Consider the following 25,959-nt stretch of genomic DNA (forward strand, 5'->3'; position numbering starts at 1 on the left):
CTTCTTGCCCGGCATCGGTGCCACGATCGTGCGGGAGGAGGAGGCGTTATGGACGGCTTGATGCAGGACCGTCCGCTGCTGATCTCGTCGTTGATCGAGCATGCGGCCACGTTCCATGCCGACACCGAGATCGTGTCGCGGCTACCCGAGGGGCCGATCCGCAGGAGCACCTGGAGTGAGCTTCGCGACCACGCCAAACAGGTCGCCAACGCGATGGCCGAACTGGGTGTCGGCGCCGGTGACCGGGTCGGCACACTCGCCTGGAACAGCGACCGGCACCTCGCCATGTACTACGGCGTGTCCGGCGTCGGCGCAGTGCTGCACACCATCAACCCCCGGTTGTTCCCCGAACAGATCGCCTACATCGTCAACCACGCCGAGGATCGCACACTGTTCTTCGACACCACGTTCGCTCCGCTCGTCGAACGCCTTGCCCCGCAACTGGACACGGTCGAGAGCTTCGTCGTGATGACCGATCGCGCCAGCATGCCGACGATCGACGTGCCGAACCTGCTGTGCTGGGACGACCTGGTCGGGGCCCAGTCGACGCAGTTGGTGTGGCCGGAATTCGACGAGCGAAGCGCCTCGTCGCTGTGCTACACCTCGGGGACCACGGGGAACCCGAAAGGTGTGTTGTACGCGCACCGTTCGACGGTGTTGCACGCCCTGATGGAACTGTCCCGCGACACCTTCGACATCCACAGCGGCACGACCCTCCTCATGGTCGTGCCGATGTTCCACGCCAACGCCTGGGGTACCCCCTACGCCGCGGCGATGACCGGCGCCAAACTCGTGCTGCCCGGCCCGCACCTCGACGGCGAGAGCGTCTACGACCTCATGCGCAGCGAGCGGGTGACGTTCGCGGCGTGTGTGCCGACGGTGTGGACGATGTTGTTCGCCTACCTCGACGAGCACCCCGAGATCGACGCCCACGAGGTGGGTCTGCAGTTGGCCGGCGTCGGCGGTGCGGCACTGTCCCAGTCGATGCTCGAGCGCCTGGAACGGGATTTCGGCGCGACCGCGCTGCAAGGCTGGGGGATGACCGAGACCAGCCCCATCGGCGTCATCAGCAGGCTGTTGCCCAAGCACGCCGGGCTGCCGCGCGAGGACCAGACTGCGGTCAAGCTCAAACAGGGCCGCGGCGTGTGGGGCGTCGACCTGAAGATCGTCGACGAGGACGGCCGGGCGCTGCCGTGGGACGGTAAGGCGTTCGGGCACCTGCACGTCCGGGGCCCGTGGATCGCCAGCGGCTATTTCAAGGGCGAAGGCGGCGACAAACTCGACCCCGAGGGGTTCTTCCCGACCGGCGACGTCGCCACCATCGACCCCGACGGCTACGTCCACCTGGTCGACCGCGCCAAGGACGTCATCAAATCCGGGGGTGAGTGGATCAGTTCGATCGACCTCGAGAACGCCGCGATGGCGCACCCGACGGTCGGCGAGGCGGCGGTGATCGGGATCCCGCACCCGAAGTGGGACGAACGCCCGCTCCTGCTGGTGGTACCGCGCCCGGGTCAGCGGATCGACCGCGAGGAACTCCTCGCCGACCTCGCAGGCAGGGTGGCGAAGTGGTGGTTGCCCGACGACGTGGTCGTCGTCAACGAACTGCCGCACACCGCCACCGGCAAACTGCTGAAAACCGCTCTGCGCGAGCAGTACCGCGAGCACACGCTCCCCGGGATCACGGAGGACACGGACTCCGACGCGCCGTCACCTCGAGCCTGATCGTCGCCGCGGGCGCCACCGCGATACCGCGCGTGACGCTGCGTGGGGGAGTCGCGGTGTCCTCGCCCAGCGGCATCCGCAGTTCGAGCTCGGACAGAATCGTCCCGAGCGCGATCGCGAGTTCGGAGGTGGCGAACGCGGCACCGATACAGCGCCGGTACCCGCCGCCGAACGGCGCGTACTCGAACGGAGTGGGGCGGTGGGTCAGGAACCGGTCCGGGTCGAACCGGTGGGGTTCGGACCAGATCGCCGGATTGAAGTGCAGTGCGTGGAGGGCCACGCCGACCACCCGTCCGGCCGGATGGGCCACTCCCGCGACGGCGAGCGGCTGGGTCAGCCGTCTGAGCACGATGGGAACCGGTGGGTGCATCCGCAGGACCTCCTTGACCACCGCGCCCAGATACGGCAGCGCGGCGATCTCCGAAGGTGTTGCACAGGAGTCCATTTCGGCAATAAGCCGGGTGCGCACCGTTTCGTCACGGTGCACGTGGTAGAGCGCCCAGGTCAGTGACGAGGCAGTGGTCTCGTGACCGGCCGCGAGCAGGGTGCGCAGCTGGTCGAGCGTCTCGGCGTCGGTACGTCCGCGTCCTGCGTCGTCGGTGGCCGACAACAGCAGATCGAGCATGTCCCCGCCGGACGATGCGGACGGTCGGCGCGTCGCCATGTCCTCCGACAGCAATCGGTCGAGCTCGTCGCGGAGCCGCAGCAGTTTCGCCCAGGGCCCGACGCCGGCGAGATCGCGGCGCAAGGCGGGCACGAGCATCAGCGGCGCGGTGTTGGCCGCGAGCAGATCCTTGACCGCGCGGGTGTATCGCGTGCGCCGGGCTGGATCGGCGACGCCGAACACCACGCGGATGGCGACGTCGAGGGTGATGTCGACGGCGAGGTCGTAGACGTCGACCGACTGTCCCGGCCGCAACGCGCGGGTCTGCGCAGACGCTGCCGCGGCGATCACATCGGCATACCTCTTGACCTGTTCGCCGTGAAGCGCCGGAGTCAGCAGTGCGCGTTCGCGGCGGTGCTGCTCACCGGACAGCAGGATCAACGAGGCCGCACCGACCACCGGTTCGATCGGGTTGGGCAGCGGTGCGCGACACGAGTGGGAGGGTGCGGTGAAGACATCCCGCGCCGCGTCGGCCGTTCCGTGGAACACGACCCGGCCCAGGCCGGGGAAGTGCAGCTCGAAGGGACGTTGGTCGTCGGCACGACTCGTGAAGTACCCGACCGGATCTGTTGCGGCTCTTGCGGCGCGCAGAAACGCAGCCGGAGAGGTGACGGAATTGAGCCTCACCACGGCGTTCCCTCACTTCTCCGGGACACGCTAAAGGCGCCGCGGTGCGCTCGGAGGCAGGTCGAGCGGGTGGCGTCCGGTGGTGCCGGGCGGCGTTTGCGCACCCACAACAGCGAGGAACTCGCGCGTTTGCTGCGCGCAGTCGGCGAGGAAGTTCCGCGTGTTCGCATCACCGCTCCCGTGCCGCCGCCGATTCTCTGCCGTTCAAGGGTGGCCCGGCCCGCGTCCCTTCGGCAGGCGATTGCCCTGATCCGTGTTCGCGCTGGTCGGTCGCCTGCGGGGTGGATTTCCGACGGCGGCCACGACCATCGCGGCCACGCAGGGTCGCCGGCGCCGACAGGAGTCGTGGCGAGGGCCCCGGCGCCCGAGGCCCGTACAGAGCGCGGAGTCGTATTTGCGCCGTCGTGATCGGCACTGGATCGCCGATAAACGTGTTCACAATTGTGTAATTGACTTATTTGTAAATCACTATTCATTGTGTATGTCGTTTCTTTGTTTATTGCGGTGGCGAATGGCGGGTAGCAATACCAGTATGCAACACAAGGTCAGTTTGCGAGGCGGCGCAGCAACCTGGCGAGCCGCGCCGGCGACGCTACGGTGCGTGCCCCGGGTGGACAGCGGTGTGCAGTAGGACCCGCCTTTGCGGGCGCAAGGGTGACACGATAGGCGGTCGGGACTTACCCGCAGTACAGACGGTGCTTCTGTGGATTCACGGTGATCAACTTTCGTTGCTGTGTATGCGAACGGGCGTGCGGGCGGGCGTCGTGGGCTCGACAGGGGCTGTCTGCGAGGACGTCACGGCGGGCGCTGAATTCCAGGCTCGCGAATTTGCCTGTATTGCAGAATCGGCAGGTGAACACGTTCGCCGATGTGGCGCGCAACGACACCGTCTTTGATAAGGAAAAGATTCGCGAGAAATTGCGCAGGACGGGCATTGAACCTTTCGGCCGCGGCGTAACGTATCCCAGTCATAGAAGGCGATCGGCGTTATGGGGCCGCGGTCCGCGGCGGGGTGGCGAAGAAAGCGGGGCTGGCGATGGAAGGCAGTGCGGTCGGTGCGGCGCCCCGCTCGCGCGTGGTCGATCACATCGTCGACCATCTGGCCGCGGGTGGGGTCAGGTATCTCTTCGGGGTCGACGGCGCCAACATCGAGGACGTCTACGACGCGGCCCACTTCCACCGCGACGTCACCGCGGTGCTCGCCAAGCACGAGTTCTCGGCGGCCGCCATGGCCGACGGGTACAGCCGCAGCGGCGCCGGGCTCGGTGTCGTCATGGCGACCTCGGGCGGCGGTTCACTCAACTTGGTTCCCGGGCTGGGGGAGTCGCTGGCCAGCCGTGTGCCCGTGCTTGCCCTGGTCGGTCAGCCGCCGCTGACGCTCGACGGCCGCGGCAGCTTCCAGGACACCAGCGGGTGCAACGGGTCGCTGGATGCCGTCGCGCTGTTCTCCGCGGTGTCGGTGTTCTGCGAGCGGATCACCGAACCCGCGGACATCTTCACCGCACTGCCACGTGCCGTGCGCGCCGCCTTCTCCGGCGGGCCGGCGGTGCTTCTGCTGCCGAAGGACGTTCAGCAGGCTGTGCTCGCCGGCCGGCGCCCGGCCGAGCGGCCCGCACGATTCCCGGTGTCGAGGCAAATCGGCGATCCGCATCCGATCGTCCGGGCGCTGCGCAAGGTCGACGGACCCGTCACGATCGTCGTCGGCGAACAGGTGGTCCGCGACGACGCCCGCGCAGAACTCGAACAACTGCGGGCCGTGTTGCGCGCGCGGGTGGCCGTCACCCCCGATGCGAAGGACGCCGCGGGCACACCCGGGATGGGCTCCTCGTCGCTGGTCGGGGTCACCGGCGTGATGGGACACCCCGGCACCGCCGAGGCCATCGGGGAGAGCGCGATGTGTCTGCTGGTGGGGACGCGCCTCCCGGTGACGGCGCGGGCGAATCTGGACACCGCGCTGGCCGGCACCCGCACCCTGTCGATCGGTTCGGCGCCACCCTTCGTCCCGTGCACCCACATCCACAGCGATGATCTGCGTGCGTCGTTGCCACAACTGACCCGCGGGCTGATCGGACACGGGCGCCCGCGCGGACTGCAGGTGGCCGACACGATCCCGCAGGAGGAGTTGTCGCCGCCTGCCTTCGACGGAGACGGGGTGCGCTACCGCGACGCGATGAAGGCCCTCGACCGGCTGCTGCCCGCCGACGTCGACATCGTCGTCGACGCCGGGAACACCGGCGCCGCAGCCGTTCACCATCTTCCCGTCCGCAGGCGGGGCAGGTTCATCGTGGCGCTGGGCATGGGCGGGATGGGCTACAGCTTCGGCGCCGGGATCGGCGTCGCCTTCGGCCGGCGCAGACGCACCGTGGTCGTCGCGGGCGACGGATCCTTCTTCATGCACGGTCTCGAGATGCACACGGCGATCCAGCACCGGCTCCCGGTGACATTCGTGCTGTTCAACAACAACGCCCACGCGATGTGCGTGACGCGCGAGCAGCTCTACTACGACGGCACCTACAGCTACAACAGGTTCACGGCCAGCCACCTCGGCGCGGGGCTGCGTGCCATGTTCCCCAACCTTCCGTCGGTCGACGTCGCCGATGTCACCGGCCTCGCCGATGCGCTCACCTCGGCGCTGGCCGCCCACGGCCCCTCGGTCGTCTCGGTCGAGTGCTCGGCCGACGAAATGCCGCCCTTCGCACCGTTTTTGGCGGTTGCCAGAACGACCACCCCGCCCGCCATCCACGAGGAGGAACCGATCGATGTCCCTGCCAGCGCTTGACGATATCGTCACCCACACCGGTAGCACCGGGCCGATCGACGGCGTGATCCGTATCGAGACGTCGCCGCGCGAGAAGGCCACCCCGATCATCATGGACATGATGCGGTCGGTCTATCCGCACGACGAGGTGTTCGGCGACTTCTGCACGGTCAACAGCTACGTCGACTGTCCGCCGGACCAACTGTTCGAGTACCTGTCCGACACGCGCAGCCTCGAGGAGTGGACCTACAGCCTGCGCGGGTTCGAACCCACCGAGGAGGACGGGCTCTGGCTGGCGTGGGACCGGCTCGGCTCCGAGACCGAGATCTACACGAGGACCGTGGCGAACCGGGAGGCCGGGACGGTCGACTACCACTGCGCCTGGGACCAGGGCAAGCACCTGTGGATGATCTACCTGATGCGCGTCGTCGACGCGCGGGTCGTCCTCGACAAGCCGGGCTCGGTGGTGCTGTGGACGAACTGCCACCACCCGTTCTACGACAAGAACCCCTACCCGGAGACGGCCCCGCCGGAACGGCCGGTGTGGGTGGGCGACTTCTGGGACATGTTCGGCGCCGGGCACCTACTGGAGCTGAAGAATCTCAAGGCGATCGCCGAATACCGCCATCACCACGGCCTGCCGATCAAACCGGCCTGGATGGACTGAGGGGCCCAGATGACCGTCAGCCTGGTCGACGTCTCGACCTACCTTCCCGGCGACCCCATCAGTGCGGAGTACTACGCCGGCTTCGCGAGCGCCGACGAACTCCGTGAACACCTGATGTTCCGGGCGCCCAAGTTCCGCCACCACGTGGCCGAGGACGAGACGGCCGTCGACATGGTCGAACGCGCGACCTCGGGTCTGGTGCAGCGGCACGGACACGACACGATCGCCGACGTGGACATCCTGATCACCCACACCCAGATGCCGGACATGCCGTTCTACGGGGGCGGCGGCGGCATGGCGCACCGTCTCGGCATGAAGCCGCGCACGGTGATCGATCTGCACAACGGCGGGTGTGCGGCGTTCATCCTCGCGCTGCAGCTGGCCCGCACGCTCATGCTCGCCGGGGAAGGACGCACCGCGCTGATCGCGTTGGCGCAGAACGCAGCCGGGCAGATCTTCGATCAGCCCCTCACCCGCCAGAAGGCCCAGTCGTGCGTGCCCGGCGACGGCGCCGCCGTCGGTCTGGTGACGCTGTCCGACGAATCGCCCGTGCTCGACGTGGAGTGCCGTACCTACGGCGAATACGCGGGCGACATGACGATCTCGATCGAACCGTTCCGGAAATGGTGGCAGCCCGGCCCGGGAGAAGGGTGCATCGGGTTCACCGAAGCCAAGATCACCAAGGTGCTGGCCCGCGGCAACCGCCAGGTGCCCGAGGTGTCGTTCGCGGTGTGCGACCGGTTGGGGATCAAGCCCTCCGAACTCGACCTGTTCGTCACCAATCAGCCCAACCGGGTGTTCCTGCGCAACTGGCGTGATGCGCTGGAGCTGCCGAAGGAACGGCACCGCGACACCTTCGACGAATGCGGGAACCTGTTCGCAGTGGGGATCCCGATGAACCTGGACCGCGCGATCAGCGACGGACAGCTCAAACACGGCGACACGGTGCTGATGGCCGCGTTCGCGCACGCCGGTGACTTCGCCGGCGCCGCGGCGGTGCGCTGGGGCGGTCGAACAGCATGACCCTCGTCGCCGAACCCGGCCCCGCGTCGTCGGCATCGGGGCCGGTGCCGCCCGCGATCCTCGCGCTGCCCACGGCGGTGAACCCGATGGCGTTGTCGCTCAACGAGAATCCGTTCCCGCCGCTACCCGCCGTGAGAACCGCGATGATCGAGTCGATCGAGGCGGTCAACAGATACCCGGAGTTCCTCCCGGAAACCCTGCGGCATCTGATCGCGGGCCACATCGCCGTACCCGACGAGCAGGTCGTCGTGGGAGCCGGGGCGACCGGGGTGCTGGTGCAGGTCATGCACGCGTTCACCTCGCCCGGGGACCGGATCGTCCTGCCGGTGCCGACGTTCGAGGGGTACACCATCGCCTCGGCGATGACCCGACTCCAGGTGGAGAAGGTTCCCCTGCTCGGTGACGGACACCACGATCTGGACGCGATGGCGGACGCGGCGGTGGGTGCCCGGCTCGTCGTGATCTGCCGGCCGCACAACCCGACCGGCACCGTGGAGAGCGCCGCGGCGCTCGAGAGCTTCCTGAGCCGGTTGTCCGGCGACACCATCGTGATCCTCGACGAGGCCTATGTGGAGTTCGTTGCGCCACAGTGGCGTATCGACGCCGTCGACCTCATCGAGCGGTTCCCCAACGTGCTGGTTCTGCGGACCTTCTCGAAGGCCTACGGGCTGGCGGGACTGCGCATCGGATACGGCATCGGCTCCTGGGGCCTGACCGCCGAACTGTGGGCGATGCAGCTACCGTTCGGGATTGCCAGCACCGGCCTCGTGGCCGTCGCCGCGTCCTACCGGGCCGAGAACCAACTGCGACAACGGATCCGCCTGATCACGTCGGAACGTCGCAACCTCCGCACGAGGTTGCGGTCGCTGGGCGTCACGAGCATCGACGGGCACGCCAACTTCGTGTACCTGCCCGTCGGCGACCGACCGTGGCCGGAGGTCTTCGACGGCGCCGACGGCGTCCGGGTCAAACACTGCGCCGACGGCGGTGTCCGCATCACCGTGGGCGGCCGGGCGTCCACCGGCGCCGTACTGACCGCGTTGCGCGGCAGGAGGTGACGGCGGTGCGCGAACACCGGGTCGTCGTGATCGGAGCCGGGCCGTCAGGTGTCGCCGCCGCGCTGAGCCTGCGGGACAGAGGCCTGCACCCGCTGCTCGTCGACCGCGCCGATCACGTCGGATCGTCCTGGAAGGCGCGCTACGACCGGCTCAGACTCAACACCGGCAGACGCACCTCGCACATGCCGAACCGGCCGTACCCCAGGGGAACCGGAGCGTTCCCCACCCGGGACCAGGTGGTCGCCCACCTCGACCGGCACGCCCACGAGGACGGCATCGAGTTGCTGCTGGGCACGACAGTCGACCGCATCGACCCTCATCCCGCGGGGTGGTGCCTGCATACGTCGTCGCAAACAGGGTCGGGCGACCTCACCGCGCGGCAGGTGGTGGTGGCGACCGGCTACGAACACAGCCCGAAGATCCCGGAATGGCCGGGAATGCAGTCGTTCTCCGGTGAGATCTGCCATTCCTCGCAGTACCGCAATCCGCGGCCGTACTCGGGTAAGCGGGTGCTGGTCGTCGGGGCCGGGTCCTCGGCGATGGAGATCGTGCACGACGTCGCGACCGGCGGCGCGCTGTGCGCCTGGCTCGCCGTCCGCACCGCACCGCACATCATGATCCGGGCGCTGCCGGGCGGTCTGCCCTCCGACTACCTCGCGACGCCGTTGTTCGACGCGCCGACATGGCTGGCCGATGCGGTCTCCCGGGTGGGGCAGCGCATCGACGTCGGGAGCCTGGCCGAGTACGGCCTGCCGACACCGTCCGAGGGCGTGTTCGCCAGGGGTAAACGCCTCGGCCGCGCACCCGTCATCGTCGACCGGGAGGTCGTGCGCGCGATCCGTGCCCGGAAGTTCGAGGTGGTCCCCACCATCGAGCGCTTCGACGGTCACACCGTGGACCTGGTGGACGGCAGACGCCTGCGGCCGGATGCGGTGATCTGCGCGACCGGTTACAGCCGCGGCCTCGACGCCATGGTCGGTCACCTCGGGGTCCTCGACGAGCGGGGGCTTCCACGGTCCTGCGGCGCCACCCCGGCGGCCCCTGGACTGCGATTCGTCGGGTTCCTCTCGCGTCCGGGCCTGATCTCCTATGTCGCCAAACAGTCACAGCACGTCGCCCGGCACATCGCCGACGAGCTGGACCGCGCGCCCATTCTGATCCGCTGAGTCGCCGTGTTGCAGGCCGTGACCCGGGTGGCGATCGACGCGCCGAAGCGCGTCCTCGCCGCAGCCGTCGTGGTGCTCATCGGATGTGCGGTCTTCGGTGTCCCGGTCGCGGGCAGCCTGTCCGGCGGGGGCTTCCGCGATCCCGAATCGGATTCGGCACGGGCGTCGGCAATCCTGGCCGATACGTTCGGCCGCCCGGAGATGCAACTGCTGCTGACCGTCGCCGCGCGCGGCGGCGCGTTGACCGGGGCCGCCGCCTCGGTCGGCGCGGACATCGTCGACGCGCTCGAGGCCTCGCCGGCAGTCGGATACGTGGAGGCACCGTGGGGGGCGCCACCTGAGACAGCGGGTGGACTCGTCAGCACCGACGGGACGACGGCCCTTGTGGTTGCGGGTCTGGAAGGTGACGAGAGCGACGCGGCCGCAGCGGCCGAGGACCTCTCCGCCGCACTCACCGGCGACACCGGCGGGGTGACGGTGCGCGCCGGTGGCGCCGCCGCGGTGAACGCCCAGATCAACGCGCAGACCGAGAAGGACCTGCTGACGATGGAGGCCTTCGCCATTCCGCTGAGCTTCCTGGTCCTGGTCTGGGTGTTCGGCGGCTTGTTCGCCGCCATGTTGCCGATGGCGGTCGGGGCGCTCGCGATCGTGGGGTCGATGGCCGTGCTGCGCGGCTTCACGCTGCTGACCGACGTGTCGGTTTTCGCGCTGAACCTCGCCGTGGCGATGGGCCTGGCCCTCGCGATCGACTACACCCTGCTCATCCTGAGCCGCTACCGCGACGAGCTTGCCGCCGGGGAGTCCGGCGAGGACGCGCTGGTGCGCACCATGGCGGCGGCCGGGCGGACCGTGGTCTTCTCCGCGGTGATCGTCGGGTTGTCGATGCTGCCGATGGCGCTGTTCCCGATGTATTTCCTCAGGTCGTTCGCCTACGCCGGTGTCGCCGTGGTGGTGTTCGCCTCGTGTGCCGCGCTCGTCGTCACCCCGGCGGTCATCACGCTGTCCGGTGACCGCCTCGACGCACTCGACGTGCGGCGCCTCCTGCGGCGGCTCCTGCGCAGGCCGCCGCCCGCACCCCGTCCGGTCGAGCGGACCTTCTGGTACCGCACCGCCAAGGCGGTGACGCGCCGCGGCGCCGCGCTGAGCGTTGCCGTGGTCGCCGTGCTGCTGCTGCTCGGCGCCCCGTTCCTCGACGCGCGGTGGGGATTCCCCGACGACCGGGTGCTGCCGACGACCGCGGACGCCCACCGGGTCGGTGACCAGCTACGCACGCAGTTCACCGCCGACTCGGCCACCACCGTCACCGTCGTCCTACCCGACATCGCAGGCCTGGAACCGGCCGCGCTGGCAGAGTTCGCCGCCGAACTGTCCCGGGTGCCGGACGTGCCGTGGGTGTCCTCGCCCGCGGGCACCTTCGCCGCGGGCCGTCAGACCGGCCCGCCGTCGGGGCCCACGGGAACGGCGGACGGGAGTGCCTTCCTCACCGTCGCCAGTTCCGCCCCGCTGGACTCGGCCGAGTCCGAGGCCCAGTTGGACGCGCTGCGCGACGTATCCGGTCCGGACGGCCGCGAGGTCCTGTTGACCGGCACCGCCCAGAGCAACCGCGACATCGTCGCCGCCGTGGTGTCACGAATGCCGTTGGTGCTGGGGATCATCGGGCTCACGTCCCTGATCCTGCTGTTCCTGCTCACCGGCAGCGTGGTGCTGCCGGTGAAGGCGGTGGTGCTCAACGTGCTGTCGCTCACCGCGGCCTTCGGGGCACTGGTGTGGGTGTTCCAGCAGGGACACCTCTCGGCGCTCGGCACCACCAGCACCGGCACCATCGGTGTCGCCGTCCCCGTGCTGCTCTTCTGCATCGCGTTCGGGCTGTCGATGGACTACGAGGTGTTCCTGATGGCGCGCATCCGGGAGTACTGGCTGGCCCCGCGCGGTGTCCCGGCCGGCACCCGGGCGGCCAACGACGAGGCGGTCGCCCTGGGGCTGGCCCGTACCGGCAGGGTGATCACCGCCGCGGCGGTGATCATGTCGATCTCCTTTGCGGCGCTGATCGCGGCCGAGGTGTCCTTCATGCGGATGCTCGGGCTCGGACTCACCGTCGCGGTGCTGATGGATGCGACGCTGGTCCGCCTCGTCCTCGTACCGGCGTTCATGCATGTGATGGGCCCGGCGAACTGGTGGGCCCCGGCGCCGCTGACCCGTCTGCACCACCGGTTCGGCATCGGCGAGGCCGCGCCGAGCGGCAGGCACGCCGCCGGCCGAGGCGGCAAGTCCTTCGCGGGTCTGCCGGTATCGGCGGTCCCGCGACGTTAAACTCAACCGGATGTTCGCCCTGCGTGTGGAGTGCCCGGCCTGCGGCGGTCCGGCATGACCGATGACGCCGCAGGTGCCGACGCGCCCGTGGCGACGGGCCTGACCGGACGTCCGTACCGCTCGACACCCGAACCCGCACCCCGCAGCACACACGGTCCGGCCAAGGTCATCGCGATGTGCAACCAGAAGGGCGGCGTCGGCAAGACGACCTCGACGATCAACCTCGGCGCCAGCCTCGCCGAGTACGGCCGACGCGTGCTGCTGGTCGACCTCGACCCCCAGGGGGCGCTGTCGGCCGGGCTCGGTGTCCCGCATTACGAACTCGACCACACGGTCCACAACCTGCTCGTCGAACCGCGGGTGTCGATCGACGAGGTGTTGATCACCACCCGCGTCAACGGCCTCGATCTGGTGCCCAGCAACATCGACCTGTCCGCGGCGGAGATCCAGCTGGTCAACGAGGTGGGCCGCGAACAGACGCTGGGCCGGGCGCTGTACCCGGTGCTCGACCGCTACGACTACGTGCTCATCGACTGCCAGCCGTCGCTGGGCCTGCTCACGGTCAACGGGCTGGCCTGCAGCGACGGCGTCATCATCCCCACCGAGTGCGAGTACTTCTCGCTGCGCGGGCTGGCCTTGCTCACCGACACCGTCGACAAGGTCCGTGACCGGCTCAACCCCAAGCTCGACATCAGCGGCATCCTCGTGACCCGCTACGACCCGCGCACCGTCAACGCCAGGGAAGTCATGGCCCGGGTGGTCGAGCGGTTCGGCGACCTGGTGTTCGACACCGTCATCACTCGCACCGTGCGCTTCCCGGAGACCAGCGTCGCGGGTGAGCCGATCACGACGTGGGCACCGAAGTCGGCCGGCGCCGAGGCGTACCGGGCGCTCGCGCGGGAAGTCATCGACCGGTTCGGCGCGTGAGCGGCGAGGACGCCGATCAGCCAGACAAGAGCGGGTTCCAGGTTCGGCTGAACAATTTCGAGGGTCCGTTCGACCTGCTGCTGCAGCTGATCTTCGCCCACCGCCTCGACGTCACCGAGGTCGCGCTGCACCAGGTCACCGACGACTTCATCGCCTACACCAAGGCGATCGGACGACAGCTCGAACTCGACGAGACGACGGCGTTCCTGGTGATCGCCGCCACGCTGCTCGACCTCAAGGCCGCGCGTCTGCTGCCCGCCGGCGAGGTGCACGACGAAGAGGACCTCGCCCTGCTCGAGGTGCGGGACCTGCTGTTCGCGCGCCTGCTGCAGTACCGGGCGTTCAAACACGTCGCGGTGATGTTCGCCGAACTGGAAGCCGCCGCGCTGCGCAGCTACCCGCGCGCGGTGTCGCTGGAGCCCCGGTATGGCGACCTGCTGCCCGAGGTCATGCTCGGGGTCGATGCGGCGCGTTTCGCCGAGATCGCCGCCTCGGCGTTCACCCCGCGGCCGGTGCCCAGCGTCGGGACCGACCACCTGCATGCACCGGCGGTGTCCGTGCCCGAACAGGCCGAGCGGCTGCTGGCGTTGCTCGAGCGGCGGGGGGTCGGACAGTGGGCGACGTTCACCGATCTGGTCGCCGACTGCCGGGGTGGCATCGAGATCGTCGGCCGTTTCCTGGCGCTGCTCGAGCTGTACCGGGCGCGGGCGGTAGCATTCGAGCAGGCAGAACCGCTAGGTGTGCTCCAGGTTTCGTGGACCGGAGATCGGCCGACCAACGAACAACTGGCAACCGTCGACGCGGGAGAACAGCGAGAGCAATGACCGACGAGATCTCCGACGGCAACCTCGGCATCGACGTCGCGACCGCCCCCGAGCTCGACGACTCCGAACTGCGCAGCGTGCTCGAGGCCCTGCTCCTGGTCGTGGACACCCCCGCCAGCGTCGAGCAGCTGGCCGAGGTGACCGGGCAGCCCGGCTACCGGATCGTCACCACCCTCACCGAGATGGCCGCCGAGCTGGCCGCCCGGGACAGCGGCATCGACCTGCGTGAGGCGGGCGGTGGCTGGCGGATGTACACCCGGTCGCGGTACGCCCCTTACGTCGAGCGGCTGCTGCTCGACGGCGCCCGGTCCAAGCTGACCCGCGCGGCGCTGGAGACACTGGCCGTGGTCGCCTACCGCCAGCCCGTGACCCGCGCGCGCGTCAGCGCGGTCCGCGGCGTGAACGTCGACGCCGTGATGCGCACCCTGTTGGCCCGCGGGTTGATCACCGAGGCCGGCACGGATCCGGACTCGGGCGCGGTCACCTTCGCCACGACCGAGCTGTTCCTCGAGCGGCTGGGGCTGTCCTCGCTGGCCGATCTGCCCGACATCGCCCCGCTGCTGCCCGACGTGGACGTGATCGACGACCTGAGCGAAACACTGGCCGACGAACCGAGATTCATGAAGTTGGGCGGAGTGCCCGCACCCACCGGACAGCCGATGTCCTACGACGTGGACAAGGATGACCGATGACTGAACCCGATGGTGTCCGGCTGCAGAAAGTGTTGTCGCAGGCTGGAATCGCGTCGCGCCGCGTCGCCGAGAAGATGATCATGGACGGCCGCGTCGAGGTCGACGGCAACATCGTCACCGAACTCGGCACCCGCGTCGATCCCGGCTCGGCCGACATCCGGGTCGACGGCACCCGGGTCCTGCTCGACGACACGCTCGTGCACCTGGCGATCAACAAGCCGCGCGGGATGCACTCGACGATGTCCGACGACCGCGGCCGGCCCTGCATCGGCGACCTCGTCGAACACCGGGTGCGCGGCAACAAGGGGTTGTTCCACGTCGGCCGCCTGGACGCCGACACCGAGGGCCTGATGTTGCTGACCAACGACGGCGAGCTCGCGCACCGGTTAATGCATCCGTCCTACGAGGTGCCGAAGACCTACGTGGCGACCGTGCTGGGCACCGTCCCGCGCGGCCTGGGCAAGAAGCTGCGCGCCGGCGTGGAGCTGGACGACGGACCCGCCCGGGTCGACGACTTCGCGGTGGTGGACGCACTGCCCGGCCGGTCGATGGTCCGGGTGACGCTGCACGAGGGGCGCAAGCGTATCGTTCGTCGCTTGTTGGCGGCGGTCGGTTTCCCGGTGCAGGAGCTGGTGCGCACCGACATCGGGGCGGTCTCGCTCGGTGACCAGCGCCCGGGAAGCATCCGGGTGTTGACCCGCAAGGAGATCGGTGAACTGTACAAGGCGGTGGGAATGTGACTGACGCAACGGTGATCGCCGTCGACGGTCCCGCCGGAACCGGAAAGTCCTCGGTGTCAAGGGGTTTGGCGCGTGCACTCGGTGCCCGCTATCTCGACACCGGGGCGATGTACCGCATCGTGACGCTGGCGGTGTTGCGCTCGGGTATCGACCCCGCCGACGGTGACGCGGTCGCCGCGGCGATCGACGAGGTCGAGCTCGCGGTCGGCCACGACCCCGACGAGGACCGCGCTGTGCTTGCCGGAGAGGACGTTTCGGCGGAGATCCGCGGTGACGCCGTCACCCGTGCGGTGTCGGCGGTGTCGGCGGTGCCCGCGGTGCGGGCGCGGCTGGTGGGCCTGCAGCGCAGGCTGGCCGACGGATCGGGCAGCGTCGTCGTGGAGGGCCGCGACATCGGCACCGTGGTCCTGCCGGACGCCGACGTGAAGATCTTCCTCACCGCCTCGGCCGAGGAGCGGGCACGCCGGCGCAACGCGCAGAACGTCGGCAGCGGACTGGCCGACGACTACGCCTCCGTGCTGGCCGACGTCCGGCGCCGTGACCACCTCGACTCGACCCGCGCGGTCTCCCCGTTGCGCGCCGCCGACGACGCGCTGATCGTCGACACCAGCGACATGACGGAGACCGAAGTGGTTGCGCACCTTCAGGATCTGGTGCACCAGAGGGCGGGGGCGCGGCGATGACGTCACCGGAGGACGGCACCTGGGTCGACGAACGCGACTGGGAACTCGGCGCTGAGGAGGTCGCCGAGGCCATCGAGGAGGCGGCCGCGCCGCCACCGGTGGTCGCGGTCGTCGGCCGGCCCAACGTGGGTAAGTCGACGCTGGTCAACCGCATCCTCGGCCGGCGTGAAGCGGTCGTGCAGGACATCCCGGGCGTCACCCGTGACCGCGTCTCCTACGACGCGATGTGGTCGGGACGGCGTTTCGTCGTCCAGGACACCGGGGGATGGGAGCCCGACGCGAAAGGTCTGCAACAGCTCGTCGCCGATCAGGCCACCGTCGCGATGCGCACCGCCGACGCGATCATCCTCGTGGTCGACGCCGTCGTGGGCGCCACCGCCGCCGACGAGGCCGCCGCGCGGATGCTGCGCAAGTCGGGCAAGCCGGTCTTCCTGGCGGCCAACAAGGTCGACACCGAACGTGGCGAGGCCGATGCGGCCGCGCTGTGGTCGCTGGGCATCGGGGAGCCGCTGTCGGTGAGCGCCATCCACGGTCGCGGCGTCGCCGACCTGCTCGACCGGGTGCTCGAGAGACTGCCCGAGGTGTCGGAGGTCGGCGGCGGGGGCGGCGGTCCGCGCCGCGTCGCGCTGGTCGGCAAGCCCAATGTGGGGAAGAGCTCACTGCTCAACCGGCTCGCCGGTGACGAACGCTCGGTGGTGCACGACGTCGCGGGCACGACGGTCGACCCCGTCGACTCGCTGATCGAACTCGGCGGCAAGACGTGGCGGTTCGTCGACACCGCCGGTCTGCGCCGCAAGGTCGGCCAGGCCAGCGGCCACGAGTTCTACGCCTCGGTGCGCACCCACGGCGCCATCGACGCGGCCGAAGTGGTGCTCGTGCTGATCGACGCCTCTCAGCCGCTCACCGAACAGGACCAGCGGGTGCTCTCGATGGTCATCGAGGCCGGGCGCGCGCTGGTGTTGGCCTTCAACAAGTGGGATCTCTTGGACGAGGATCGCCGCTATCTGCTGGACCGCGAGATCGACCGGGAACTGGCACAGGTGCAGTGGGCGCCGAGGGTCAACATCTCGGCGATGACCGGCCGGGCCGTGCAGAAACTGGTGCCCGCGTTGGAGACCTCGCTGGCGTCATGGGACACCCGGATCCCGACGGGCCGGCTCAACACGTTCTTCAAGGAGATCGTCGCCGCCACCCCGCCGCCGGTGCGGGGCGGTAAGCAGCCCAGAATCCTGTTCGCCACCCAGGCCACCGCACGGCCGCCGACCTTCGTGCTGTTCACCAGCGGATTCCTCGAGGCGGGCTATCGCCGGTTCCTCGAGCGGCGGTTGCGCGAGACCTTCGGCTTCGAGGGCAGCCCGATCCGGATCAACGTCCGGGTACGCGAGAAGCGGGGCTCGCGCGCCCGCTAGTACAGTGAACGGATCAGCAGACGACGAGAGGGGACGACGGTGGCTGAACGAGCCTTCCGTGCCGCACCCTCGCACGCCTGCGCCCTTCAGCCCTTCTGGCCGTCGCGCCGGCTGATGGCTTTCGACGAGTGGTGTTGTCCGCGTCCCTGACACGCGCCCACTGCTGAATCAGGCTGCCTTGCCCAGGCGCCGCGAAGTCGAAGGCCGGACCCATGCGTTCGCTACTGATCATTGCCCTCGTCGGGGTCGGTGCCCAGCTCGTCGACGGTGCGCTCGGGATGGCGTTCGGTGTCACCGCCTCCACCCTGCTCGTGCTGTCCGGGGTCGCTGCCGCCCAGGCCAGCGCCGCGGTGCACCTGGCGGAGGTGGGCACCACGCTGGCGTCGGGCGTCTCGCACTGGCGGTTCAAGAACATCGACTGGTCGATCGTCGCGAAGCTGGGCGTACCCGGGGCGGTCGGCGCCTTCGTCGGCGCCAACGTGCTCTCGGCGCTGTCGACCGAGGACGCCGCACCGCTGATGGCGGGGATCCTGCTGTGCATCGGCGCCTATGTCCTGCTGCGCTTCTCACTGCGCACCCCGCCGGTGATCGGCGGCAACGGCACGAAACACGGAGCCAAGTTCCTCACCCCGCTGGGGCTGTTCGGCGGGTTCATCGACGCCTCCGGGGGCGGCGGATGGGGGCCGATCACCACCAGCACCCTGCTCTCCAGCGGAAAGACCGCGCCGCGCACGGTCATCGGCTCGGTCAGCGCGTCGGAGTTCCTCGTCGCGTTGTCGGCGTCGCTGGGCTTCCTCGTCGGTCTGCGGGACGAGTTCTTCGACAATCTCGCCGTGGTGGCGGCGCTGGCCATCGGCGGGGTGATCGCCGCGCCCATCGCCGCCTGGCTGGTCAGCCGGATCAGCCCGGCGCTGCTGGGGACCGGGGTGGGCGGTGTCATCGTGCTCACCAACGCGCAGAAACTGGTGCACTACTTCGGCGTCGGATGGCCGTGGTCGACGTTCATCTACTCGGTGATCGTCATCGCGTGGGCCGTGTTCCTGGTGCTCGCGTGGCGGATCATGCGCGCCCCGGCGTACGTGCCCCAGGAGCTCGAGGCGCAGGTCACGGCCGTCGAGCGACCCGCGGAGACCGCCGACGAGGTGCGCTGAGGCCGGTCTGAGCGGTAGGCACTAGGGTTCCCGGGGTGCCCGTCGTCGACATGGTCCTCATCGCCCTGGCGGGCGTGGGGGCCGGGGCCATCAACGCGATCGTCGGGTCGGGCACGCTGATCACCTTCCCGACGCTGGTCGCACTGGGCTATCCGCCGGTGACGTCGACGATGTCGAACGCGGTCGGGTTGGTGGCCGGGGGAGTGTCCGGCACCTGGGGCTACCGCCGCGAACTACGCGGGCAGTGGCACCGGCTGCGCTGGCAGATGCCGGCCTCACTGGTCGGGGCGCTGGGCGGGGCTTGGCTGCTGCTGCATCTCCCGGAGAAGGTCTTCACCCAGGTGGTGCCGGTGCTGCTGGTCGCGGCGCTGGCCCTGGTCGTCGTCGGCCCGCGGATTCAGGCGTGGGCGCGGCGGCGCGCCGAGGAGAGCGGCCGGTCGGCCGACCACGTGAGCGCCGCGCGGATGGTGGCGCTGGTGGCGGGAACCTTCGCCGTCGGCGTGTACGGGGGGTATTTCACCGCGGCCCAGGGCATCCTGCTGATCGCGGTGATGGGGGCGTTGCTGCCCGAGGACATGCAGCGGATGAACGCCGCCAAGAACCTGTTGTCGCTGATCGTCAACATCGTCGCGGCCGTCGCCTACACCGTGGTCGCCTTCGACCGGATCAGCTGGGCGGCGGCCGGGCTGATCGCGGGCGGATCACTGATCGGCGGATTCCTCGGCGCGCACTACGGTCGCCGGTTGTCGCAGAACGCGTTACGCGGGGTCATCGTGGTCGTCGGGCTGATCGGTCTGTGGCGGTTGGTGACGGTCTAGAACGTCGTCCGCGCCTTCTCCTGCGCGAGGACGTCGTCGAGGTCGCCGAGCCGGTCCAGGCCCTGTACCGCCCGCCGGGTGCGCATGTTGCGCTCGAGCAGGTCGCGGTGGCGGTGCACGAACGCCCAGTAGCCGGCGGTGAAGGGACAGGCGTCGTCGCCCAGACGCTTCTTCGGGTCGTAGGCACAGTCACCGCAGTGATCGCTCATCTTGTTGATGTAGGCGCCGCCGGACGTGTAGGGCTTGGTGGCGAGCCTGCCGCCGTCGGCGTGCTGGCTCATGCCGACGACGTTGGTGGGCATGACCCAGCGGAAACCGTCGACGTACGCGGTGGCGTACCACTCGGTGAGCTCGCGGGGGCGGTATCCGCGCTGGAGCGCGTGGCTGCCGAGGATCATCAGGCGCTGGATGTGGTGGGTCCAGCCGCGGTCGCGCAGGCCCATCAGCGCGTGGCGCAGGCACTCGGCGGTGACGGCGTCGGCGTCGAGGTCGGCCCACCAGTCCGGGAGCGGGGTGTGGGCCGCGAGTTCGTTGTTGTCGACGTACCGTTCGCCGAAATGCCAGTAGAGATGCCACATGTATTCGCGCCAGCCGAGGATCTGGCGGATGAAGCCCTCGACCGCGGCCAGCGGCGCCTGCTGTCGGCGGTACGCCTGTTCGGCGGCGTACACGGCGTCGAGTGGGTGGAGTACGCCGAGGTTGAGCGGGACCGACAGCAGTGAGTGCGACATCGCCCAGTCTTCGCCCATCATGGCGTCCTCGTAGCGGCCGAAGGTCGGCAGGCGGTGCTCGATGAAACGGGTGAGGGCCCTTCTGGCCTCGGCCGGGGTGACGGCGAACAGGCGAGGGCCGTCGGCGCCGACGGTGTCGAGATCCATCCGGTCGAGGTCGCGGCGGACCTGCTCGTCGATGTCGTCCTCGCGGGGTTTGTAGGGTGCGGGCACATCGAGGGTGCGCTGCTTCTTCGGTGGGGACTCGCGGTTCTCCTCGTCGTAGTTCCATCGATTGCCGATCGGGTCGGCGCCGTTCATCAGCACGTCGAACCGTCGCCGTTGGTCGCGGTAGAAATCCTCCATGCGAAAGCGGGTGCGGTTGCCCGCCCACTGCTCGAAATCCTTGCGCGGCAGCGCGAATGTCGGGGTGGGCAGGACGTCGGCGACCAGGCCCTGCTGGGTGAGGCGGCGGACGAATCTCTCCGCGGCGAGGGATGTCGGTTCGTGGACGAGCACGGGCCGGCCGAAGCGTTCGAGCGCATCGGTGTAGGTCTCGGAGCGGATGAGGGTGGCGCGGTCGCCCAGGTCGCGGTCGGCGTGGCGCAGGGCCGAGAGCACGATGTGCAGTTTCTGGCGGTGGTAGCGGCGCTTGCGGAGTGCGTGCTCGGCCTCGATGAGCAGCACCTCGCGGTGGGCATGCTCGCCACCGTGGACGGCCGGGCCGAGCTGATCGGCGAACAGCCACAGGGGGGTGTCGTCCCGCGTATCGGTCACCGATCCGAGACTACGAGCGTTGCGCGGTCGCCATGCGTGACTTCGCGCGGCGTCAGCGACGCGTCATACGCGCGGAACACCCTCAACCGGCAGGAATGATTCCCGCATGCAAGGGTATGCGGGTCGAAACTGCGGTTGTGGAGAAGCGATGAGTGTTGTGTTGTTGGGGCCGATGAGCCGGTGTACGAACTGCCGCCGTGTCCCTCCAGAGGGAAAGCGCTGGCCGCATCTGGCGGGCAGCGACCGCTTCTGCAGTCTGGACTGTCTGTACGGGCTGCACCCCGAACTGGAGGAACCGGCGCAGTAGCCCGCCATTCAGTCGGCTTGTTCGACGACTTCCTGGTACTGGGTCATGACCTCGGCGAGTCCCTCGTCGACGAAGGCATCGCAGACCCGCAGGTGTGACACGACGAGCTGGACGCGGTTGATCAGCTGCCGGTATTCCTTGGAGCGGCGGATCGTGTCGAGATTCGCGGCGCTACCGCGAGCCAGGATGAACCCGTTCAGATCACCGGTCGGTGTGAGCACGGTGATGTCGAAGCGCTCGATCTGTCCTTCTTTCTGGAGACGCCCCCAGTAGTCCACCGTGTCTGCGTAGACCTTCAGGGCTTGCTTCTCCCGGCCGGGTACGGGCTGTCCGAACACTGTGCATAGTGCTGCCTCGGCCATGGTTTTTCCCTTCCTCTTCGACCCCCCCAGTGGTCGATTATCGGCCGCTCGAGTGCTGGTTTTCGGGTTTCATCCGGTGAGCGACCGATGCGCTGTCCTGATCAATCAAATGTGGTACGACCACCTGGTTTTCGCGGTGTCGTCGCGGCAGGTGGCGCGGGCGGTTGGGATTGCGGACCGTCGGTGCGGTAGGCTCACGTGCTGCCGCAGGAGCACTCGCGCGGCAACGGGCTGTGGCGCAGCTTGGTAGCGCACTTGACTGGGGGTCAAGTGGTCGCAGGTTCAAATCCTGTCAGCCCGACGCAGGTCAGAGGCACTTTCTCACTTCGAGGAGGTGCCTTTCTTGTTGTTTCCAAACGGAATACCCGAACCGGCTCTATAAGCCGGGCAGCAGGAGGAGCCGCCCGCCGAGCAGAGTGATCCGCCGGCCGACGACTCGGAGGGTTCAGAGAAGTCCCTGGCGGGGGCCTGCGGTGTCAACCTATCTTGACCCACTGAAAATTACTGACCATTCCGCCGGTGTCGAGAGCACCAGCAAGAGTGTCGTTGTTGATTGTCACCACCGAGGCGCCGGAGGGCGCAGTGGCGGTCCAGGTGTTTCCTTGCAGGTGGAATTCGAAGGTGGTCCCGTTGGCTGCTCTGACGAGTTTGCAGCCACTACCACAGGAGGTAACCACCTTCGTTGTTGATGACGACCCACCCTCGAACGTCTCTTGGTAGGTGCCGTCGACCAGTTCGGCAGAAGCCGGGCTGGCCAACCCGATTGCACAACCTGCCAAGACAACGCCGACGGCAAGTCCGCGAAGCGCTCGTAGATTCCCGCCCATGTGTTTGCCCCCTCGTTCATCGGATAGTCGCCCCCCGGCCACCAGTCAACCGACTATAGCGTCCTGGCGTGCTGTTAGAAGTGCTAGCTTGAAGAGAGTGAACAGCTGGTTGTAGGCGCAACGAATTTTGCTGTGCGGGCGACAACGCCGCCATGAAGAGCTTTTTTCCCTGCTGCAGAAGAATGTGCTCGACCGCCGCCGCTGGGACACCCGCGAACAACTTCGCATCGCAATCGTCACCTGGATCGAACGCACCTACCACCGCCGACGTCGACAGGCCGCGTGACCGAAACTGTCACCTGATCGCGCAATGGCTGGGCGTCAGCAGTCGTCGAGCCAGCAGAGGATCTCGATTTCGGGTGCCGTTTTTGAGGCGCCAGTGGGTGAAGTCGGCTTGCCAGCGTTCGTTGGGTTGCGCGGCGGTATTCCGATGTCCTGAAATACCACCCTGTCAGCCCGACCAAGTTCTTGCAGTTGAGAGGCGGTTTCCGAGTACTCGGAGGCCGCCTTTTCCGTGGTGCGGGCGCCGGCCGACACCGCGCACGCCACCTCGAAGTTGTGAACAACTATCACCGTCTCCTCAAAGTTCACTGTGATATCACGAGTAACAATGGCCGTCATCGAAGATCGACCACTACGTCAGGGCGCCTCACTCGGCGTTCGGCGGAGAAGGGAATTCGAGTGCGCATAGTCAAGGGAGTGGGTGTGGCCCTGACCGCCGCTGCGCTGTCGGTGACGTCGGTTGCAGTGGGGACGCCGAACGCCCAAGCCAGCACGGTGAATTGGGATGCGATCGCGCAGTGCGAATCGAGCGGCAACTGGGCGATCAACACGGGCAACGGGTTCTACGGCGGCCTGCAGTTCCTGCCGGCCACCTGGCGGGAACACGGCGGTGTCGGCTCCCCGGAGCGGACACCGCGCGAGTACCAGATCCTCATCGCCGAGCGCGTCTTGCGCACCCAGGGGATCGGTGCATGGCCGGTCTGCGGCGCGTACGCCCTCTCGCCGAGGTCGACGGCACCTCCCGGCACGGGCAGCGCATGCCGGGTCATGTCGGGAATGCTGCTGGGTGTCGTCAACCTCAACAGGATGTGTGTCGCGCTGACGAGCCAGGCACGAGCCGTCGCCTCCGTTCTCGCCGGGTGACCCGCCGCACATCTCGAGAGTCGTATCGCGAGAGGCGATCTCGCGATGCTGGCGAAGTTGCGGGCGTAACCTGCGGTCATGAGCGAAGCGGCACTCGGGTGGGCCGTCACGGCCGTGCTCCTCGCGATGCTCGCCATCCCGTTCATCGTCGGCTTCAGGCGGAGTAGACAGAAGCGCCTGGAACGACTTCTCCGCTGGGCGGGGGGCACCGGAAGCGGGTCAGAAACCTATGGCACCGGCGGAACGTATGGCAGTGGTGACTGCGGCGGGGGCGGCGGAGACTGATACCCCTGCCGGGCCACGGGGAATCGCTGAGAAACCGGTGTGGGGCACCCCGCTGTCACGGCGATGCTGAGTGGGGCAAGCTGTGGACGTGACTGGGGACGACTTGTTCGCGGGCCGCTATGTGCTGCGCGGGCTGCTCGGAGCCGGCGGGATGGCCGAGGTGCGCGACGCCTGGGACACCCGGCTCGATCGTGCCGTCGCGATCAAACTCCTGCACCCCGCGATGAAGGCGCAACCGGAAACCCTCGACCGATTCCGTGACGAAGCGCGGTCGGCGGCGATGCTGTCGCACCCGAACATCGTCGCGGTGCACGACTACGGCGAGCAGGACGGCACCCCGTTCATCGTCATGGAGAGATTGCCTGGCGGGACACTCCTCGACGTCATGGCACACGGTCCGATGCCGCCCGACCACGTCCGTTCCATGCTCGACGACGTCCTGGCGGCCCTGACCGTCGCCCACTCCGCGGGAGTGCTGCACCGCGACATCAAACCGGCGAACATCCTGCTCTCGGCGACGGCGGACAGCTTCAAAGTCGCGGACTTCGGCATCGCCAAGGCCGGTGGTGCCGCTCACACCATGACCGGGCACATCGTCGGCACGATGGCCTACATGAGCCCCGAGCGCGTCACCGGCGCGCCGGCGTCGGTGGCCGACGACCTCTACGCGGTCGGTGTCGTGGGATACGAAGCGATCGTGGGCCGCCGGGCGTTCCCGCAGGACACGCCGGTCGCCCTGGCGCGGGCCATCATGGACGACCCGCCGCGGCCGTTGAGCGAGATCGGGCCCGACCTCGACCCTGCGCTGGCCGGCGCGATCGACCGCGCCATGACCCGCGACCCCGCCCGGCGCTTCGGCGACGCCGCCCAGATGCGTGCCGCGGTCAATGGCGACCGTCAGGCGCTTCTCGCCGGAGCGGCACCCGCGATGGCGGCGTCGCCGCGGCCTGCCACCAGGATTCTCGACCAGCCGTTGCCACCGTCGGCCCAGTACGTCGTGCCACCCCCCGCCCCATCGCTGTGGCGCCGCTTGCCGGGGCGCACCCGCAAGGCGATCTTCGCGGCCGCGATTCTGGTCTGCCTGACCGTCGCCGGTCTCGCAGTGGCTGCCGACCCGTTCTCCACCGCACCGTCAACGGGTCCGGTCAGCACCAGCAGTCCTCCGCCGCCCACGTCGAGCAGTGCTCCTCCACCGCCGGCGCCGTCGTCGGTTGTCGAACAGCCACGAGTTCAGCCCGGTGGCAAGCCGGACAAGGAAGAGAAGAAGCGAGAGCAGGAGAAAAAGCGCGGCGGAGACGGCTGAGCCGCGCGAACCTCACGCTGCCGGGTTGACCCCCGGATCCAGATGAGCGTCATGGCCGGGGTGCGCGGCCGCGGCGACCACGTCATGCGCACACAGCGCGCAGTACTTCACGCCCAACGTGGGATATCCACACGCCCTGCACACAGCCATACCCGGTTTGTCGGCGAACCAGCCCGTACCCATGACGTCATCCCCTTCGTCGATGGGGCGTGGTTACCCGCCGCGGGTCAAGATCACGCAACCGTCACGAATCGGTCTCCTCTACGCACCTTGACGAGATCTTGACGTCACCTCGAGCCAACCCACATCCGGCACGCCAAGACTCGGCATCGCTACGGACGACGAAAGGGCAGGAATGCACAACAGGCGGTACGGCTACCTGGCAGCGGCAGCGGTCACATCGATGCTCACCCTCACCGCGTGCGGTGGCTCGGGGACCGAGACGCAACCGTCTGGCACGACGTCGCGGGCGGCAGCGCCGACCGGCAGCAGTGCCGTTGCGGAGTCCGCACACAACGACGCCGATGTGATGTTCGCGCAGATGATGATCCCGCATCACCAACAGGCCGTCGAGATGAGCGACATGCTGCTGACCAAGCAGGGGATCGATCCCCAGGTGGTCGCACTGGCGAACGACATCAAAGACGCTCAGGCGCCGGAGATCGAACAGATGCGCGGGTGGCTCGACGAGTGGGGTGTCTCAGGTCCGCCCGGATCGGGTGCCATGGCACCGGGTCACGACATGCCCGGAATGGGAGCGGGCGGCCACGGGATGATGTCGCAGGGCGATATGACAGCGTTGCAGAACGCGCAGGGCGCCGAGGCCGCAAGGCTGTTCCTCACCCAGATGATCGAGCATCACACGGGCGCGATCACGATGGCCCAGCAGGAGATCGACGGCGGCAAGTTTCCCCCGGCGGTGCAGATGGCACGGGCGATCGTGTCCGCGCAACAGGAGGAGATCACCACCATGGAGAGACTGCTGAAGGAGCTGTGAGAT

23 protein-coding genes, 1 tRNA gene and 1 pseudogene are annotated in these 25,959 nt (G+C 68.5%); 20 read left to right on the forward strand and 5 right to left on the reverse strand.

All coding sequences use genetic code 11. The features are described from left to right. Positions 1–48: 48 nt before the first annotated feature. Positions 49–1,725: a long-chain-fatty-acid--CoA ligase gene (locus tag AU196_RS03680; RefSeq protein ID WP_059093744.1), complete on the forward strand. Its 1,677-nt coding sequence runs from the start codon at positions 49–51 to the stop codon at positions 1,723–1,725. Here AU196_RS03680 and AU196_RS03685 read toward each other — a convergent pair. Beyond that, the gene (locus tag AU196_RS03685) at positions 1,682–3,016 is read right to left on the reverse strand and encodes a cytochrome P450 (protein WP_059093855.1); all 1,335 of its coding nucleotides are present in this window, start codon (positions 3,014–3,016) and stop codon (positions 1,682–1,684) included. The two genes, AU196_RS03680 and AU196_RS03685, sit on opposite strands and share 44 nt — an antisense overlap. Before the next feature lie 1,036 nt (positions 3,017–4,052). Here AU196_RS03685 and AU196_RS03690 point away from each other — a divergent pair. The 14 genes from AU196_RS03690 to AU196_RS03755 all read left to right on the forward strand — a co-directional run bounded on the left by AU196_RS03690 (position 4,053) and on the right by AU196_RS03755 (position 19,242). Further along, on the forward strand, positions 4,053–5,795 hold the full coding sequence (locus AU196_RS03690; RefSeq protein ID WP_059093856.1) for a thiamine pyrophosphate-binding protein: 1,743 nt from the start codon (positions 4,053–4,055) through the stop codon (positions 5,793–5,795). Then, a complete protein-coding gene (locus AU196_RS03695) occupies positions 5,776–6,441 on the forward strand; it encodes a DUF8713 domain-containing protein (protein ID WP_059093745.1) in 666 nt (221 codons plus the stop codon). The genes AU196_RS03690 and AU196_RS03695 overlap by 20 nt, the downstream gene beginning before the upstream one ends. 9 nt (positions 6,442–6,450) lie before the next feature. Beyond that, complete coding sequence (locus AU196_RS03700) at positions 6,451–7,464, forward strand: 3-oxoacyl-ACP synthase III family protein (protein WP_059093746.1); 1,014 nt, start codon at positions 6,451–6,453, stop codon at positions 7,462–7,464. Next, a complete protein-coding gene (locus AU196_RS03705; protein WP_059093747.1) occupies positions 7,461–8,522 on the forward strand; it encodes a pyridoxal phosphate-dependent aminotransferase in 1,062 nt (353 codons plus the stop codon). Before AU196_RS03700 ends, AU196_RS03705 begins: the two co-directional genes overlap by 4 nt. 5 nt (positions 8,523–8,527) lie before the next feature. Continuing rightward, positions 8,528–9,688 (forward strand): flavin-containing monooxygenase, encoded by a 1,161-nt coding sequence (locus tag AU196_RS03710; RefSeq protein ID WP_059093857.1) that lies wholly within the window; start codon positions 8,528–8,530, stop codon positions 9,686–9,688. A gap of 6 nt (positions 9,689–9,694) precedes the next feature. Beyond that, positions 9,695–11,998, forward strand: a complete 2,304-nt coding sequence (locus AU196_RS03715; RefSeq protein ID WP_059093748.1) for an MMPL family transporter — start codon at positions 9,695–9,697, stop codon at positions 11,996–11,998. 54 nt (positions 11,999–12,052) lie between these two features. After that, entirely contained in the window at positions 12,053–12,925 is an 873-nt protein-coding gene (locus AU196_RS03720; protein ID WP_059093858.1) for a ParA family protein, read from the forward strand. Beyond that, positions 12,922–13,749, forward strand: a complete 828-nt coding sequence (locus tag AU196_RS03725) for a segregation/condensation protein A (protein ID WP_059093749.1) — start codon at positions 12,922–12,924, stop codon at positions 13,747–13,749. The genes AU196_RS03720 and AU196_RS03725 overlap by 4 nt, the downstream gene beginning before the upstream one ends. Then, positions 13,746–14,441, forward strand: a complete 696-nt coding sequence (gene scpB, locus AU196_RS03730) for an SMC-Scp complex subunit ScpB (protein WP_059093750.1) — start codon at positions 13,746–13,748, stop codon at positions 14,439–14,441. The genes AU196_RS03725 and scpB overlap by 4 nt, the downstream gene beginning before the upstream one ends. After that, positions 14,438–15,181 carry a pseudouridine synthase gene (locus tag AU196_RS03735; protein ID WP_059093751.1) on the forward strand — a complete coding sequence of 248 codons (744 nt, stop codon included), beginning with the start codon at positions 14,438–14,440 and terminating at the stop codon, positions 15,179–15,181. Before scpB ends, AU196_RS03735 begins: the two co-directional genes overlap by 4 nt. Beyond that, entirely contained in the window at positions 15,178–15,864 is a 687-nt protein-coding gene (gene cmk / locus AU196_RS03740; protein ID WP_059093752.1) for a (d)CMP kinase, read from the forward strand. The genes AU196_RS03735 and cmk overlap by 4 nt, the downstream gene beginning before the upstream one ends. Beyond that, positions 15,861–17,273, forward strand: coding sequence for a ribosome biogenesis GTPase Der (gene der / locus AU196_RS03745; RefSeq protein ID WP_059093753.1), 1,413 nt, complete (start codon positions 15,861–15,863; stop codon positions 17,271–17,273). The genes cmk and der overlap by 4 nt, the downstream gene beginning before the upstream one ends. Before the next feature lie 212 nt (positions 17,274–17,485). Continuing rightward, complete coding sequence (locus AU196_RS03750) at positions 17,486–18,424, forward strand: sulfite exporter TauE/SafE family protein (RefSeq protein ID WP_059093754.1); 939 nt, start codon at positions 17,486–17,488, stop codon at positions 18,422–18,424. A gap of 50 nt (positions 18,425–18,474) precedes the next feature. Beyond that, complete coding sequence (locus AU196_RS03755; protein WP_082695615.1) at positions 18,475–19,242, forward strand: sulfite exporter TauE/SafE family protein; 768 nt, start codon at positions 18,475–18,477, stop codon at positions 19,240–19,242. On the opposite strand, the gene AU196_RS03760 is transcribed toward AU196_RS03755, so the two are convergent. Both AU196_RS03760 and AU196_RS03765 read right to left on the reverse strand, forming a co-directional pair. Further along, the gene (locus tag AU196_RS03760; protein WP_059093756.1) at positions 19,239–20,729 is read right to left on the reverse strand and encodes a cryptochrome/photolyase family protein; all 1,491 of its coding nucleotides are present in this window, start codon (positions 20,727–20,729) and stop codon (positions 19,239–19,241) included. The genes AU196_RS03755 and AU196_RS03760 overlap by 4 nt on opposite strands. A gap of 315 nt (positions 20,730–21,044) precedes the next feature. After that, a complete protein-coding gene (locus AU196_RS03765) occupies positions 21,045–21,398 on the reverse strand; it encodes a hypothetical protein (RefSeq protein WP_059093757.1) in 354 nt (117 codons plus the stop codon). Positions 21,399–21,625: 227 nt separating this feature from the next. Here AU196_RS03765 and AU196_RS03770 point away from each other — a divergent pair. Beyond that, positions 21,626–21,699: transfer RNA gene (locus AU196_RS03770), tRNA-Pro, on the forward strand. Between the two features lie 175 nt (positions 21,700–21,874). On the opposite strand, the gene AU196_RS25455 is transcribed toward AU196_RS03770, so the two are convergent. After that, the gene (locus AU196_RS25455; RefSeq protein ID WP_157546018.1) at positions 21,875–22,225 is read right to left on the reverse strand and encodes a hypothetical protein; all 351 of its coding nucleotides are present in this window, start codon (positions 22,223–22,225) and stop codon (positions 21,875–21,877) included. 137 nt (positions 22,226–22,362) lie between these two features. Between AU196_RS25455 and AU196_RS25460 the strand changes: the two are divergent. Next, positions 22,363–22,511: pseudogene (locus tag AU196_RS25460) on the forward strand (IS3 family transposase); the annotation flags it as partial. Between the two features lie 35 nt (positions 22,512–22,546). Here AU196_RS25460 and AU196_RS25465 read toward each other — a convergent pair. After that, complete coding sequence (locus AU196_RS25465) at positions 22,547–22,846, reverse strand: hypothetical protein (RefSeq protein WP_157546020.1); 300 nt, start codon at positions 22,844–22,846, stop codon at positions 22,547–22,549. 66 nt (positions 22,847–22,912) lie between these two features. Here AU196_RS25465 and AU196_RS03775 point away from each other — a divergent pair, with 66 nt between their 5' ends. From AU196_RS03775 to AU196_RS03785, 3 genes are all read left to right on the forward strand, one after another. Beyond that, positions 22,913–23,371 carry a transglycosylase family protein gene (locus tag AU196_RS03775; RefSeq protein WP_059093859.1) on the forward strand — a complete coding sequence of 153 codons (459 nt, stop codon included), beginning with the start codon at positions 22,913–22,915 and terminating at the stop codon, positions 23,369–23,371. Between the two features lie 373 nt (positions 23,372–23,744). Beyond that, positions 23,745–24,959 carry a serine/threonine-protein kinase gene (locus AU196_RS03780; RefSeq protein WP_082695620.1) on the forward strand — a complete coding sequence of 405 codons (1,215 nt, stop codon included), beginning with the start codon at positions 23,745–23,747 and terminating at the stop codon, positions 24,957–24,959. A 355-nt stretch (positions 24,960–25,314) separates the two neighbouring features. Next, the gene (locus AU196_RS03785) at positions 25,315–25,956 is read left to right on the forward strand and encodes a DUF305 domain-containing protein (RefSeq protein WP_059093758.1); all 642 of its coding nucleotides are present in this window, start codon (positions 25,315–25,317) and stop codon (positions 25,954–25,956) included. Positions 25,957–25,959: the final 3 nt, after the last annotated feature.

The sequence above is a fragment of the Mycobacterium sp. IS-1742 genome, from assembly GCF_001500125.1.
Taxonomy (GTDB): Bacteria; Actinomycetota; Actinomycetes; order Mycobacteriales; family Mycobacteriaceae; genus Mycobacterium.

Coding starts and splice junctions, on each gene's coding strand:
- AU196_RS03705 (WP_059093747.1), top strand. CDS start 7,461: ATGACCCTCGTCGCCGAACCCGGCCCCGCGTCGTCGGCATCGGGGCCG.
- AU196_RS03720 (WP_059093858.1), top strand. CDS start 12,053: ATGACCGATGACGCCGCAGGTGCCGACGCGCCCGTGGCGACGGGCCTG.
- AU196_RS03695 (WP_059093745.1), top strand. CDS start 5,776: ATGTCCCTGCCAGCGCTTGACGATATCGTCACCCACACCGGTAGCACC.
- AU196_RS03765 (WP_059093757.1), bottom strand. CDS start 21,398: ATGGCCGAGGCAGCACTATGCACAGTGTTCGGACAGCCCGTACCCGGC.
- der (WP_059093753.1), top strand. CDS start 15,861: ATGACGTCACCGGAGGACGGCACCTGGGTCGACGAACGCGACTGGGAA.
- AU196_RS03700 (WP_059093746.1), top strand. CDS start 6,451: ATGACCGTCAGCCTGGTCGACGTCTCGACCTACCTTCCCGGCGACCCC.
- AU196_RS03750 (WP_059093754.1), top strand. CDS start 17,486: ATGCGTTCGCTACTGATCATTGCCCTCGTCGGGGTCGGTGCCCAGCTC.
- AU196_RS03785 (WP_059093758.1), top strand. CDS start 25,315: ATGCACAACAGGCGGTACGGCTACCTGGCAGCGGCAGCGGTCACATCG.
- AU196_RS25465 (WP_157546020.1), bottom strand. CDS start 22,846: ATGACGGCCATTGTTACTCGTGATATCACAGTGAACTTTGAGGAGACG.
- scpB (WP_059093750.1), top strand. CDS start 13,746: ATGACCGACGAGATCTCCGACGGCAACCTCGGCATCGACGTCGCGACC.
- AU196_RS03755 (WP_082695615.1), top strand. CDS start 18,475: ATGGTCCTCATCGCCCTGGCGGGCGTGGGGGCCGGGGCCATCAACGCG.
- AU196_RS03680 (WP_059093744.1), top strand. CDS start 49: ATGGACGGCTTGATGCAGGACCGTCCGCTGCTGATCTCGTCGTTGATC.
- AU196_RS03690 (WP_059093856.1), top strand. CDS start 4,053: ATGGAAGGCAGTGCGGTCGGTGCGGCGCCCCGCTCGCGCGTGGTCGAT.
- AU196_RS25455 (WP_157546018.1), bottom strand. CDS start 22,225: ATGGGCGGGAATCTACGAGCGCTTCGCGGACTTGCCGTCGGCGTTGTC.
- AU196_RS03735 (WP_059093751.1), top strand. CDS start 14,438: ATGACTGAACCCGATGGTGTCCGGCTGCAGAAAGTGTTGTCGCAGGCT.